We start from the raw sequence: 13,371 nt of genomic DNA, 5'->3' as shown, positions 1-13,371 counted from the left end.
GAGAAATTATAATATTATCCTTAATCGCTATTGAGGGGTTATGTCCGATGTGAAAAATGGAAATCATTAAAGGGCGTAAGTGATTCCTCTTCGAATCATTTAGCAGATAGTTATGACATGTTAATACATAAAAAACGAAAGAAATCATCTATCGTCCGTAATCCGTTGGTCATTCTCGGTCATTTTTTTCTTATGCTGATTGTGATTATTCTTTTTGCCATAAGTATTCCTCTTTATATTGGAAAAAGTATTTTTGAAGAAAAGGGAAAAATTGAGGAAGAACAAATTGTTCTTATCCATCCTGGTACCGGAATTCGTGAAATTGCTTCATTGCTAGAAAAACGTGGTTTCATTCGATCATCAGATATTTTTGTTTATGGGGTTGGTTATCACCAAAAAACAACGCATCTGAAGGCTGGTGAATATTTAATTCCAGCTCATGCTTCGATGCAGGATATTATGGATATTCTTGTGAAAGGAAAATCTATAGAGTATACATTTACAGTACCTGAAGGTTTAACGGTTCAGCAAGTTTTCGATCGATTAGCTGCGAATGAAATTTTGATTGGAGACCTTCCAAAAATTTTGCCTCCAGAAGGTTATTTAATGACGGATACTGTTCGTTTTATTCGGGGAACAACGCGTAAAGAGATTGTAAACAGGTTGCGTGAAGGACAGACAAAATTAATTCATGCTATATGGGCTACGCGTTCACCTGATTTACCCATTAAATCAATTGATGAGTTTGTTATATTAGCCTCAATTGTTGAGAAAGAAACGGGAATTGCAGCAGAAAGACCAATGGTTGCTGCGGTATTTTATAACCGCCTTACAAAGCATATGCGTCTTCAATCAGATCCAACAGTAATTTATGGTCTCTTCGGAGGAAAAGGAAAACCATCCGGTCGTGCAATTTATCGTTCAGATCTTGAGAAGGAAACACCATATAATACTTATAAAATTAATGGTTTGCCCCCAACGGCTATTGCAAATCCAGGTCGAGATTCTTTAAAAGCGGTGGCACATCCACCAAGCAGTGATGCACTTTATTTTGTTGCTGATGGTTCAGGAGGGCATGTTTTTTCTCGAACTTTAGAGGAACATAATATGAATGTTCGCAAGTGGCGAGAATTAAAGGCAAAACATTGAATTTATAGTGATAACACATCTTTTTGCATCGTAAATGAGAATCCCAAATATAGTAAAATTTTTCTATTTAAACTTTTTATGAGAATGATAAAAAATCATTTTCTTGTCTGTCACAAGTGGGATTGGCGTATGGATAAAAATATTTAAGAAAGAAGTGAATATACTGCTAATACCTTATCTCAAAAAAGAGCAAAATAACATTGAGAATTGCTAAGAAAACACATTGATTAGGGGAGAGGTTGAGATAATGTATAATTCAAATTTTGGAGAAACATTTATGAACAAAGTAGAGTGATGTAATGACAGTCTTTGAAAGTAAATTGAGTGCTATAAAAATAAATCAACGCCGCGGTTTTTTATTTATTCTCTCTTCACCTTCAGGTGCTGGTAAATCAACAATTTCTCGATTACTTCTAAAAGATGGACAATTAGAGCTTTCCGTAAGTATGACCACAAGGAAAAGGCGTCCTAGTGAAGTAGATGGGCTACATTATCACTTTATTTCAAAGGAAGAGTTTGAATATAAGCGTGATAGAGATGAATTTATTGAATGGGCAGAAGTTCACGGAAATTATTATGGCACTTTGCGTGAAACTGTTGAAAACGCATTGAATGCTGGCCATGATATGTTATTTGATATTGATTATCAAGGTACCGAGCAGCTGCAAAAAAAGATGCTAGGAGACACTGTATCTGTTTTTATCCTTCCACCATCAATGAAAGAGCTTGTTTCGCGTTTACATCGTCGAGCAGAAGATAGTCAAGATATCATCAATTTGCGATTGGAAAATGCACGAACGGAGTTAAAGCATTGGCGTTCTTATGATTATGTTGTGATTAACGAAGATTTAGATCAGTCTTTATCTTTTATTAAATCAATTTATTTAGCTGAAACCGTAAAACGTGAGCGTTGTTCTTATCTTGGCTCTTTTGTTGATGGGCTTATTGCTGAAAAAATCGATAAATGTTGTGATTAAAAAAGGTTTCATAACACAAAGTGTATTTTTTAGAGCACTAGATGCGCTAGAGTTACAAATTCAGAAACCGAGAGCGTTTCAGCACGGCGCATTCCATCAATTCCAGCTTTTTCTAATAGCACTTCACCTCCAAGTATTTTGAGATTTTGACGAAGCATTTTTCGTCTTTGCCCAAAGGCGGTTTTTGTGACGAGGCTTAGTTTTTGTGCAGAGCAGGCAAGAGGTTGTGTTCGTGGAATAATATGAACAACGGAAGACGTTACTTTAGGTATTGGTATGAAGGCTTGAGGGGGTACATCGAAAGCAATTTTAGCAGTAGTACGCCAGCCAGTTAAGACACTAAGACGTCCATAATGAGTAGATTGAGGTTTAGCTGTAATCCGTTTGGCAACTTCACGTTGAAACATCAATGTCATTGATTCATAAAAAGGAGGCCATGGTTCAGTCAAAAGCCAATTTAATAAGAGTTTTGTCCCAATATTATAGGGAAGATTTGCAATAATACGAGGTTTTTCTGGGCTTGTTTCAAAGAGTTTTGAGAAGTCTTGCTTTAGTGCATCATTACAAATAACTTTTAATTTTTTAGGATAGTGTTTTTCTATTTCTAAGAGAGCCGGTATGCAGCGCTCATCGCGTTCTATTGCTGTTACAATGGCACCCTTTGCTAGCAAGGCACGTGTGAGACCTCCAGGACCAGGACCAATTTCAAGAACAGGTTTTCCTTCTATATTGCCTGCTTGATGAGCAATTTTAGATGTTAAATTAAGATCAAAAAGAAAATTCTGCCCCAAAGATTTATGCGCTTGTAATCCATATATATCAATGACCTCACGCAGAGGAGGGAGATTATCTATTGGCATGGTATTAAACTATTTTTTGCAAGTTGATTTGCAAGTTTAAGAGCAGCAATAAAGCTTTCGGGAGAGGCTATCCCTTTATCAGCAATGTCAAAAGCAGTTCCGTGATCTGGAGACGTGCGAATAAAAGGTAGACCTAACGTGACATTAACAGTGCTGTCAAAGTCTAATGTCTTAACAGGGATAAGGGCTTGATCATGATACATACAAATGGCAACGTCATATGCCTTTCTTGCACATTCATGGAACATTGTGTCGGCAGGTAGCGGGCCTGCAATATTGAGTCCTTTCTTTTTAAGATATTCAATAGCAGGAGTGATAACTTCAATATCTTCTTTGCCCATTGCACCTCCTTCTCCAGCATGAGGATTAAGACCAGCAACAGCTAGTCGGGGTGACGTTATTTTAAACCGTGTTTTTAAGTCACATTCAGTAATAAGTACCGTTTGAATAATTAAATCACGGGTAAGCTGTGAAGGAACATTTTTAAATGGAATATGAACAGTTATTGGTACTGTTTTTAATCGAGGTCCTGCTAACATCATAACTGGATGATAGTATTTATGAAAAGCTTTATGGGCTAAATCAGCTAAAAATTCTGTATGACCTGGAAATTGAAAACCGGCATCATAAAGATTCTTTTTTGCAATAGGACAAGTGATAAGTGCACATGCATGGCCATTTTGAATCAATTGAACACAGCGTTTAATTGCTTCAATAATTCCAGCGGCATTATTCGATGAAGGTATACCTAATTGATCACTTTGTTTGTTTTTTAACGGTATGATAGGAAGAGCGTTTTGAAAATTTTTTGCAGGATTATTGCTTAAAACAGATTGCACCTCAACATCAATCTGTAAAAAACGAGCGCGCGAACGAATAACATCTGGATCAGCAAGAAGTACAAAAGGTGGAATTTGGCGCGTAACACGCAAATTCCACGCTTTTAATACTATTTCAGGACCAATACCGGCAGGATCACCACCACTAACAATAAGAGCAGCCATTATGAATTTTGAATGCGTGCCACTCGCCGCAGTTCTCCTAAATATTTGTCGCTTAATTCTTCAAGTTTTTGCGGGCTTCTTTTTTTACTATCTTGAAGAGAAAATATCAGTCGAGCGACATAATCATCAGAAACTCTTTTTATTTTGCAGACAGCAATTGCTTCAATTCCATCAGATGTTTCTTGTAATTTTGTCATTTTTCCAGCAGGCGTTTCAAGAATAGCTTGTTCCCATGCATTAGGAAGTTGTGGCTCCAGAAACTTTCCTAAGTGGCGGATAGTAACGTCTAAAATACCTCTTGCTTGATTGTGAGCATTGGCACATCCACGGAAATGTGCGCGAAAATTACTTGCTTCTCTTTGACGTCTTTCAAAGATCTCTGAACGACGATGTGCAGGAATGACAAAAACAATTCGCTGTAATGTATATTCGTTGGTTGAAGGTTTTACACCACCATTTTTTAATATTCTGCGTACAGCTTCTTGTTCGCTAATCATACCTGTTTCAGCTTGATAGCGTGCGCTAACAAGACGCCCCCATCCTATTTGTCCACGGATGTAATCTTTAAAGTGTTGCACTGTGATCTCAGTTTGGATCAGAATCTGGTTGAGCTGATCAATCGTCATATTATTTTGTGTCGCAAAATTCTCAAAAGCTCTATCAACTTCATCATTGCTTACTTCAATGTTAAGACGTTTTATTTCAATATTTTTTAGCTTTTCGTCAATAAGCTCTTTTTTAGCCTGTGCCACCAAATTGCCTTGCTTTTGTTGTAATCTGAGAAAAGCAAGGCGTCTTTGTATATCATAATTTGTGATGGGGTTGCCATTAACTGTAACAACAATAGAAGTCTGCGCAAAGACTGTCGGACTCAAAAATCCATTTATTAACAGGCTACTTACGCTCAAAGACGCAATATAAAATAAAGCAAGAAAACGCTTTTTCAATTTATTCATGTAAATAGGCTTTCGCATTGTTTATTAATTCTCATCAACAACTTAAAATACACGCTTTCTTTCATAAAAACAATGATAAGTTAAATGACTGATACATTCCCTTTATAAATTAATCTATCTTTTTTCCGATATCTGCAATCGTACGCAATGAAAGAGAGAAATTAAAGTTTTGCAAGGGTGCTTTCCTGCCTGGATTCGTTACCTGTTGATAACCGAATGTTAACCCGAAACATTCATCCATATAACTCAAGCTAATTCCTCGCTTTATAAATGTACCAGATACTAAATCATAACCGGCGTTGCTATTAATGGACCAATAATCTGCCAATTTAAGTCCTGTTTGGAAAGAAATTTCTTGGCGCTCTTGAGAATATTCATAATCTGGTTGCTTTGCGATATAGGCATATTGTAGAGCTGCCCAAAAATTTTGCCATTTTTGTGATGCTTCGATTTCACTACGGCGGATTTTTCCTGTTTTTTTGTCAAAGCGTCCACGCGTTTCTAAGGAAAAACCACTTTTATGGTTTGTACCAAACATTGCAACATAGTCTGAACGTTTTGCCTCTAAGCTAGAATGAGTACCGACATTGATAAAGTCCTTTTCTGCAAAAGAATTCTTTCCTGCTAGATGAAAGGATTGTCCAATGAGACCATAAAGAGACCAATTATCATTAAGGCTTCCAGAATATCTTATACCTATATTGGCTCTTGTACCACCTTCTACACGATCATAACCAGAAAATTTGTCTCGTTGAAAGAGAGTGGTTGCATCAAAGACAAAGCTTTGAGCATCTTCATTAGGAATTTGTCCAATATATTGTTCATTATTGCGTATAAAAATTTGTGCAGTTGGTTCTATAATATGTGTAGAATGATCAGCTGTAATGAGGAAGGGATAGCGTAGTTCCAACCCTGCTGTTGCCATGCCACGAATTGCTGAACTATGAATTGCGGATAAGGCATTGTTTTCTATAGAATCTGTGTGATTTTCTCTTGCATTGGTTGTAATGATATCAGCTCGTAGAGAGAGAAGAGGGGTTAAGATGAGTCCGTTGTGCGTGTTGAAGCGCTTTTTCCACTGAAGCTCGTTTGTTAAACGCAAACTATTTCCAGCCATACCAGAAAGTTTTACTGTGTTGAGAGGGTTTCCGTTCTGGTCGGGTGAACTGAAGTCAGCATGGCGACGATAAACTGATTGCATATTACTATGGAAGGTAAGCTCTCCATTATAAATGGGTTCATCTGGTGTGAAAAAATAATCGATGTGTGGTAAGACCCACGCTTGCCGAGAGTGACGTTCATAATGAGGATCATTCAATATTGAATCTTGAACTTTAAAATGATAAAAACGCATATCAAAATAATTTTTTCCTGCAAGACCATTCAGATAGATCTGAGAAAGTTGTGTAGGATTGTTATAGTTTTCAAGTTTATAGGCACGACTAAAATGCCGATCTGATTGTGCAAGAATATCCCATCCATAAGTCCAGTGTGAATTAATACGAAAATCCCCCTTTGTCGCCAGCATATAACGGTTTTTATGTTGGGCATCAATCGTATCATTATCAAATCTATGCGGTTTCATTTGATATATATGAGCAAAGCGAATGTTATAACGTCCCGTTTTTAAACGCTGACGCCATTCCCCTTCGGTTAAAAGCCCTTGTTGGGTATAAACCGTAGAAGAAAGGGTAAAATCATAATGGGGGGCGAGATTCCAGAAATAAGAATTCTTTATCCCCATACCGAGATAATCAGTATAAAAAAAATGAGGAGTAAGCAGACCGCTAGCACGCCTAACAGTTGGATCATAGATCTCAAAATTTGGAAATTTTATAATCGGTACACCAAAAACTTCAAAACTGCTATTTTCAAACCGAATTTTTTTGATGCTATTATTCCATATGATCTTTCTTGCTTTAATTTTCCATAGGACGTCTCGATCTGGTTTATAAGAGCAAGGTTCACAGGCTGTATAGGTTGCATTTTCAAAGACTGTTATGTGGTTGTGTTTGCGTGTAGCATTTTGGGCTGAAAAGTGAACATTGTTGGCTGTATCAATACGTAAGGCGTTTACAAAACCCTCGCCAAGATCTTTGGTCATATCAATTTGGTTGGAATAAATTTTATTACCATCCTTTTGAGTAATTTCAACGTTCCCTTGTGCTATAAGCCGTCCTGTTTTTTGATTGTAAATAATTTTTTGAGCGACAACTTTATTGCCATCATATTCGATTTGAACATTACCGTGTGCAGAAACAGTGTTTTCATCACGATTGTAGATGAGTTCATCCGCAGAGAGCAAAAGAGGAGGTTCCGGATTTTGAATGCGACTTTGAGAAGGAGATAGAAGGCTTTGAGCGTGCGCACAATAAGACAAAGCACTTCCTAAAATAACCCCTATAACACTTTTAAAAGCGAGAGCACTTAATTTTGTTAAAATAGTTTTTTTAAGTGTTAATGCTTTCACTTAGCCATCCTCTTTATGAAGTAAAAAAGAGATTCCTAAGAATAACGCAATAACAACGGGTGTCCAAGATGCAATAATTGGTGGAATATATCCAGCATTACCAAAAGCTTGAACAAGTACGGAAATAACATAAAGCATAAACCCAGCTATTACGCCACCAAGAATCAACATTCTAGATTGCCCAAAACGTGTAAAATTTAAAGATACAGTTGCTGCAATGAGGGTCATTGCCACAAGCAATGCCGGTAATGCAATCAAAGATTGAAAATACATATCAAAATTATTAGCAGAATAGCCAAATGAACGTGCAATCATAATTTTTTTTGGCAATTGGTAAAATGGAATAGTTGCGGGATTCACTAAACGTTCCGTTAAAAATTCAGGTTTTAGATTGGTTTTTATTTGCAACACGGTAAATTTTTCAGGAGGATGCCCTATTTTATAGATTGTTCCATTTGTTAATAGCCAAAATCCATTAGTCAAGGTTGCTTTTGGGGCGTTAATCCAATTTTTGACGGTTGCGTTGTCATTGTATTGTACAAAGGTTGCATCGAGAAGAGAAAGTCCTTGATCGGTGATAGATTTGGCACCAATGGTTGTTCTGCCTAAATTTGTACGTTGTGTTAACCAGTGGATACTTGTATTGTGAAGAGGTGTTAGTACATTGTGATTGCGCCATTCAGTCATCTTTTTTTCTGCTTGAGAAAATCCCCATGCAGCAAGTGGATTAATGAGAAGAATTGAAAATAATCCCAAAAGAAAAGCTCCAAAACAAGCTGGCATAAGAAATTGCCATGCAGAAACACCGATTGAACGAGTCACTACAAGTTCAAGTTTTTTGTTGAGCGAGATAAGCGTTGCCATTGCAGAAAAGAGTGCAATGAAAGGGATAAGTTGTTGCATGATAAAAGGGATGCGTAAAGCAGAGAGGAAAAATGCATCTTTTGCTGTATAATGCGGAAGGGAAGATAGCCTACCGGAATTCTCTGTGAAATCGATTAAAAGAGCAAGAACAAAAATGCTTCCCCAGAAATAACAAGTTATTTTAAGATACCGTATAAAAAAATATCGTCCAAGTGTCCACCCAATCATGATATTTTATCCGAGGAATCTTGAGATTTTCGCTGTTCAAATTTGTTCATTATTTTTTGAAAAGCGATTTGAAGTATCTCATTAACTTTTGTGGGAAGCCCAATTTTATGATTCGTTAAAAGCATAAAAAAGACAAATGCACTTGTTCCTATGGGTATAATATAAAGGAGAGGAACGTATGCAAGATCGCTTTTTGATTTTTCTGCGAAAAAATATCCTATCCAATACACCAGAAAAGAAAGGGCAATTGCCGAGAGATTTGCGGAATGACGAGCTTGTCGATGGGAGCGTACATCCCCTGCCGCTGCTAATGCAATAAGTGAAAAAACAATAGGGTAGAGCCATTGTGTTAATCTACGGTGAAATTCAGCTTTATATTGGAGTGGTTTTCGTTGATAGTAGGGATCTTTTGGGTCAGGGTTTTGTAAATAAGAAAGAGACCGATCTTTTGGATAAAGAGTAGGTGTTTTATCACTGGGGATAAACTCTCCTAGGCTAAAAGTATATGAGCTAAATTGCACGATTGAAACACTGTTATTTTGATGATTGACTCTTTCTATTTCACCGTTATTGAGAACCAGAAAACTGCCGTTTTTATTGCTCACAATGGATGCGTCTGTTGCATAATAAAAAAGATCAGTCTTAGGATCACGCTGGTCGGCAATGAAAAGGCGTTCAAGTGTTCCGTTTGGATTTCGTTCGCCAATTTCTATGTAAAGGTTATTGGCGAGTTTTTGAAAGCTCCCTTCACTAATGAATAGATTAATAAGATCAAAATGAGCGCTTGCTAGCATTTGTCGCATATGAAGACGCGCTTGAGGAACAACAAAATTAGCTATAGAAAAGGAGATACAGGATGCAACAATAGCAAGAAGAAGGATAGGTTTCCAAACAGTACTTTTAGGAAAACCAGAGGCATTGATGACAGCAAATTCTGAGTCTTGATGCATTGCTGAGAGGATGGTTGTAACTGCGATCACTAATGCAAATGGAATGACAAGAAAAATAACAGAAGGAACCAATGAAAGTGAAAATTGTAAGACTGTGAGGAGTGTTTGTTTACTTGTTGTGAGAAAGTTTATCCGTGCAAGAATTTGTATAGTCCAACTAACGCCCACTGCTGCAATCATGACAGAACTAAACAAAACAAGGACACGTTTCAGGATGTAGAACTCAATAATACGCATAAATTGGGGAAAATCCTCAGTCTTTAATTCGATAGCAAATATTTTTACTGCTTTCGGTTAAAATGTAATAAAGTTTGAAAAAATATCCTTTCATGAATTGGATATTTTTACCAAATAAATAATATCAAATTGCCTATGAGGTCCTCTTTAAATTTTCCGTACATTATATTTTATTTTCAACTATAGTCTACAAAGAATCTAGAAAATAACTTAAAAAACTTTTTTATTAACGTTGAAAATAAAAATTATTGTCTTTTAAAGACACGTGCAAAAAGATGATGCATCTCCATCAAAAAAGAGGGTTTATATCTTGAACCGTTTCCTTTGTATTAGAGATATAGAAGTTTTTTTAAAAAGATGTTAGCTTTTTTATAAAGAATGATGAAGGCTTAAGAGATTGGATATTTTATTCTATCATTTGACGCAGTCAACGCTGAAGGATATTTTGCCGACGCTTGTGGAGCGTGCATTGGCTCGTTTTGGTAAAGTAACAATACAATGTGTGAGTAAAGAACAACGCGATTCTATAGATATACATTTATGGGTTTATGCTGATGAATCATTTATTGGACATGGAACGGAGTGTGATCAATATTCAAACTTTCAGCCTGTATTTCTGACGACAGGACAAGAAAATCCGAATGATTCAAAGGTTCGTTTTCTCATAGAGGGAGCTGTTTGTTCGGATATTGATGCTTATCAACGGCTTGTCGTGATATTTGATGGTAGAAGTGAAGAGCAGTTGAATCTCGTTCGTGCACAGTGGAAAAAATATAAAATGGAAAATCATAATTTAACGTATTGGCAACAGACTGAAGATCGTCGCTGGGAAAAACAGGTTTAATGCGTCTCGTATCTATTGCTCTGATTTTTATAGGATTGCTGGGAATAGTAAATCCAGCATTTTTTATTACGGAAGGTTCAGGGGGAGGGCGTTGGGTTTTTATTGTGATTTTTCTTTTAGGCATGCTAAAGATATGGCCTATAATTAAAAAAACGAAACGCCATGATGATGATTATTGATCGAATTTTGCTTATTTTATGGGCTGTGATGTTGTCCTTCTTTTGCGTGTCGTGGTTGGGGACAACGCATATCTTATCAAAAATGTTTGCTGTTGCTTATATGAGTAATATTGCAGATTTTTTATTTTTCTTTTTGAGTGCATTGTTTGCGGGAATATTGTGGTGGAAAATACCTCAACCCCTGTCTTTAAAAACAAAACTGGCAGCATTTTTGCCGCCAGTCCTTATTTTATTCTTCGTTATTATATTTTAGTTGGATATTTCATCATCTGTAAATCCTACGAAGCAAATCAGTGAAATAAAAGAAGCAAGAAGCAAATAATAACCGATATAAGATGTATCGAAATGTTGCACCAGATATTCTGCAATATAAGGCGCGAGAGAAGCTCCTATGATAGCAGATAAATTGAAAGTGATAGAAGAACCGGTATATCGGATTGCTGTTGGGTATGGTGAAGCCAAAACAGCACCAAGAGGACTGTATATCATTCCCATGAGAGACAAACCAATAACAGACATTGCAAGGACTCCTATAACTCCAGAATTTAAGAAATAAGGAATTGCGAAAGAATAAATACCGGTGATGATTGTAATCCAAATCATCAAAGTTCTACGTCTAATACGGTCAGCGAGTTTTCCAGTGATGACAGTAAAAATCCCACAAAAAATAGCACCGACAATTTCGATTTGAAGAGCTTGATGAAATGGCAATTGCAGATGGTTTGTTGAATAGCTTAACAAATATGTAGTAACCAAGTAAAACAAAACAAAAGTTGCCATACCAGAAAATACTCCAAGAAATAGGATTCGTGGACATTTTAAAAAGACATCTATGATAGGAACTTTGACATGTTCTTTACTTTCAAGAGTTTTTTTGAATTGAACAGTTTCATTAATTGAAAGACGGACCCATAATCCTATAATCATAAAAACAACTGAAGCAATAAAAGGAATACGCCATCCCCAAGCTAAAAGTTCCGCACGATCAAGGAAATGCAACAGAGCTAAATAAACAGCAATAGATAAAAACAAACCTATTGAAACGCCTAATTGGGGGAACATCGCATACCAGCCGCGCTTTTCTGGAGGGGCATTTTCTGTTGCGAGTAAAACAGCGCCTCCCCATTCTCCTCCTAATCCCATTCCCTGTCCAATACGGCACAAGGTTAAGAGGAAAGGGGCAAACCACCCTGCTATTTCATAAGTAGGAAGAAAACCAATAATGACTGTTGAAAGACCCATTGTGAGAAGAGAAGCAATAAGTGTTGCTTTTCTTCCAATTTTATCCCCAAAATGTCCAAAAACAACTGATCCAAAAGGGCGGGCAAAAAAGGCTGCTCCAAATATTAGGAAAGATTGTAAAATGGCAGTCTGATCATTTTGTGTTGGAAAAAACACATGAGGAAATATAAGAGCTGCGGCAGTGCCAAAGACATAGAAATCGAAGAATTCAATTGTCGGTCCAATAAGGCTAGCAAATAAAATTCGACGAGGGGAGTTTCTGTTGCTTGTAGCTTTCATTTCTGAGTTTATAGACATGAATAGAATGTCCCTTTCAGTATATGACAAATCAAATAACGAGTTAACTAATTATAACTATAGAAATTTCAAATCAGTGTCGAGTCAATATTATGACACTTCGTTATATATTAGAACAATGATTATGGACTGATGAGTATGAATAAGTGTTCTATATATTATCCAAAATGAATAAAATAAAGACGCTGCTTTAAATGCTGTAGAAGATGGCAATAGGTGGCTATAAACGCAGCTCTCATTCACATTGCTGTTTCCTTTAAAGTTTAATGCCATTTTTATCTATTAAGGGATCAATCTTATTCGTAGATCAGTGTTTAGTGTTTCAAAATATTAAAAATATTTTTCATGCATGTAATTGCAACACTTTTAAAGTGTATCTGAAGCAAATTAAATCTTTTAGTTGTGCATACATTTTAAAACACAAGGTGTATATTTCGTCTATCAGGGCTTAATCCATCGAATGATTTGCTATCTTAAAAGACATGAGGTTGAGCAATTATGTTGTGTTGTTTTTGTCTATGCACTTTTTTCTAAATGGGAGAATTTAAATTTGAAATTATGGAGTGTAAAGAATGCAACGCAAATTGAAATTAAGTTTTTATGCACTAATGACCAGTGGTTTTTTTGTCAAGATTGCGAGTGCAGATGGAGTAGCTACACCAAGAGAAAAGTTATTAACACCAGTAAGTATCAGTGAACATCTAGAAGAGACAAGAAAGTTGTTATCGGTCATATGAGATATAATACTAAAAAACACAATAAAGTCAATAGGTTGAGTGTAGTTATCTTATATGAATCCACTCAAGAATCCACACTTTTATACGTGATTCATTTGACCATTTTTTATAAACAATTGCCATGTATGAATAGACCCAAAAAAGCTAATCATAAAGAAGTTTAAGAAGAAAAAACAACTTCAAAATGTCCTTCAAGCGTTTTAACTTCTTTCGGATTAACAATAATCTTTATATCGTTTCCCAATTTTGTCAAACACTCAAGCATTTTCATTTCACTAATTCCTCGAAATTCTCCACTTAAGAGTTTAGACAGTTTTGGTTGAGTCATTTTCAAAAGTTGACTAGCCTGTTTTTGTGTTAAGTTCTTTTCTTTCAGA

Annotated in this window: 13 protein-coding genes and 1 pseudogene; 6 read left to right on the top strand and 8 right to left on the bottom strand. The window is 36.2% G+C overall.

From position 1 onward, the window contains the following. Nucleotides 1-40 precede the first annotated feature (40 nt). Both mltG and gmk read left to right on the top strand, forming a co-directional pair. Nucleotides 41-1,149, top strand: a pseudogene (mltG, locus tag PVV63_RS06030) (endolytic transglycosylase MltG). A 299-nt stretch (nucleotides 1,150-1,448) separates the two neighbouring features. Continuing rightward, nucleotides 1,449-2,126, top strand: coding sequence for a guanylate kinase (gene gmk, locus PVV63_RS06025; RefSeq protein WP_273791072.1), 678 nt, complete (start codon nucleotides 1,449-1,451; stop codon nucleotides 2,124-2,126). Nucleotides 2,127-2,155: 29 nt separating this feature from the next. On the opposite strand, the gene rsmA is transcribed toward gmk, so the two are convergent. From rsmA to lptF, 6 genes are all read right to left on the bottom strand, one after another. Further along, a complete protein-coding gene (rsmA, locus tag PVV63_RS06020) occupies nucleotides 2,156-2,986 on the bottom strand; it encodes a 16S rRNA (adenine(1518)-N(6)/adenine(1519)-N(6))-dimethyltransferase RsmA (protein WP_273791071.1) in 831 nt (276 codons plus the stop codon). Continuing rightward, entirely contained in the window at nucleotides 2,977-3,990 is a 1,014-nt protein-coding gene (pdxA, locus tag PVV63_RS06015; RefSeq protein WP_273791070.1) for a 4-hydroxythreonine-4-phosphate dehydrogenase PdxA, read from the bottom strand. Before pdxA ends, rsmA begins: the two co-directional genes overlap by 10 nt. Next, nucleotides 3,990-4,946, bottom strand: a complete 957-nt coding sequence (locus PVV63_RS06010; protein ID WP_273791069.1) for a peptidylprolyl isomerase — start codon at nucleotides 4,944-4,946, stop codon at nucleotides 3,990-3,992. The genes pdxA and PVV63_RS06010 overlap by 1 nt, the downstream gene beginning before the upstream one ends. A gap of 109 nt (nucleotides 4,947-5,055) precedes the next feature. After that, a complete protein-coding gene (locus PVV63_RS06005; protein ID WP_273791068.1) occupies nucleotides 5,056-7,416 on the bottom strand; it encodes an LPS-assembly protein LptD in 2,361 nt (786 codons plus the stop codon). Then, nucleotides 7,417-8,508 (bottom strand): LPS export ABC transporter permease LptG, encoded by a 1,092-nt coding sequence (gene lptG / locus PVV63_RS06000; RefSeq protein WP_273791067.1) that lies wholly within the window; start codon nucleotides 8,506-8,508, stop codon nucleotides 7,417-7,419. Continuing rightward, the gene (gene lptF, locus PVV63_RS05995) at nucleotides 8,505-9,695 is read right to left on the bottom strand and encodes an LPS export ABC transporter permease LptF (RefSeq protein ID WP_273791066.1); all 1,191 of its coding nucleotides are present in this window, start codon (nucleotides 9,693-9,695) and stop codon (nucleotides 8,505-8,507) included. The genes lptG and lptF overlap by 4 nt, the downstream gene beginning before the upstream one ends. Before the next feature lie 397 nt (nucleotides 9,696-10,092). On the opposite strand from lptF, the gene PVV63_RS05990 reads away from it, so the two are divergent. From PVV63_RS05990 to PVV63_RS05980, 3 genes are read left to right on the top strand one after another with little or no spacing between them, the layout of a single operon-like run. Beyond that, the gene (locus PVV63_RS05990; RefSeq protein WP_273791065.1) at nucleotides 10,093-10,539 is read left to right on the top strand and encodes a DNA polymerase III subunit chi; all 447 of its coding nucleotides are present in this window, start codon (nucleotides 10,093-10,095) and stop codon (nucleotides 10,537-10,539) included. Continuing rightward, nucleotides 10,539-10,718, top strand: a complete 180-nt coding sequence (locus tag PVV63_RS05985) for a hypothetical protein (RefSeq protein ID WP_273791064.1) — start codon at nucleotides 10,539-10,541, stop codon at nucleotides 10,716-10,718. Before PVV63_RS05990 ends, PVV63_RS05985 begins: the two co-directional genes overlap by 1 nt. Further along, nucleotides 10,708-10,971 carry a hypothetical protein gene (locus PVV63_RS05980; RefSeq protein ID WP_273791119.1) on the top strand — a complete coding sequence of 88 codons (264 nt, stop codon included), beginning with the start codon at nucleotides 10,708-10,710 and terminating at the stop codon, nucleotides 10,969-10,971. The genes PVV63_RS05985 and PVV63_RS05980 overlap by 11 nt, the downstream gene beginning before the upstream one ends. On the opposite strand, the gene PVV63_RS05975 is transcribed toward PVV63_RS05980, so the two are convergent. Then, on the bottom strand, nucleotides 10,968-12,257 hold the full coding sequence (locus PVV63_RS05975) for an MFS transporter (protein WP_273791063.1): 1,290 nt from the start codon (nucleotides 12,255-12,257) through the stop codon (nucleotides 10,968-10,970). The genes PVV63_RS05980 and PVV63_RS05975 overlap by 4 nt on opposite strands. 572 nt (nucleotides 12,258-12,829) lie before the next feature. Here PVV63_RS05975 and PVV63_RS05970 point away from each other — a divergent pair. Continuing rightward, on the top strand, nucleotides 12,830-12,994 hold the full coding sequence (locus PVV63_RS05970) for a hypothetical protein (RefSeq protein ID WP_273791062.1): 165 nt from the start codon (nucleotides 12,830-12,832) through the stop codon (nucleotides 12,992-12,994). 160 nt (nucleotides 12,995-13,154) lie between these two features. Here PVV63_RS05970 and PVV63_RS05965 read toward each other — a convergent pair. After that, nucleotides 13,155-13,371, bottom strand: a 217-nt coding sequence (locus tag PVV63_RS05965; protein WP_273791061.1) for a helix-turn-helix domain-containing protein, incomplete at its 5' end; no start/stop codon positions are given.

Source organism: Bartonella sp. CM31XJBT, assembly GCF_028618555.1.
In the GTDB taxonomy this organism is placed as follows: Bacteria; Pseudomonadota; Alphaproteobacteria; order Rhizobiales; family Rhizobiaceae; genus Bartonella.
This window is presented reverse-complemented; position numbering and strand designations above follow the sequence as displayed.

Bases quoted from the DNA above. Each gene is read 5' to 3' on its own strand.
- PVV63_RS06010 (WP_273791069.1), bottom strand. From the start codon at position 4,946: ATGAATAAATTGAAAAAGCGTTTTCTTGCTTTATTTTATATTGCGTCT.
- PVV63_RS05980 (WP_273791119.1), top strand. From the start codon at position 10,708: ATGATTATTGATCGAATTTTGCTTATTTTATGGGCTGTGATGTTGTCC.
- PVV63_RS05985 (WP_273791064.1), top strand. From the start codon at position 10,539: ATGCGTCTCGTATCTATTGCTCTGATTTTTATAGGATTGCTGGGAATA.
- lptG (WP_273791067.1), bottom strand. From the start codon at position 8,508: ATGATTGGGTGGACACTTGGACGATATTTTTTTATACGGTATCTTAAA.
- rsmA (WP_273791071.1), bottom strand. From the start codon at position 2,986: ATGCCAATAGATAATCTCCCTCCTCTGCGTGAGGTCATTGATATATAT.
- pdxA (WP_273791070.1), bottom strand. From the start codon at position 3,990: ATGGCTGCTCTTATTGTTAGTGGTGGTGATCCTGCCGGTATTGGTCCT.
- PVV63_RS05970 (WP_273791062.1), top strand. From the start codon at position 12,830: ATGCAACGCAAATTGAAATTAAGTTTTTATGCACTAATGACCAGTGGT.
- PVV63_RS05975 (WP_273791063.1), bottom strand. From the start codon at position 12,257: ATGTCTATAAACTCAGAAATGAAAGCTACAAGCAACAGAAACTCCCCT.
- gmk (WP_273791072.1), top strand. From the start codon at position 1,449: ATGACAGTCTTTGAAAGTAAATTGAGTGCTATAAAAATAAATCAACGC.
- lptF (WP_273791066.1), bottom strand. From the start codon at position 9,695: ATGCGTATTATTGAGTTCTACATCCTGAAACGTGTCCTTGTTTTGTTT.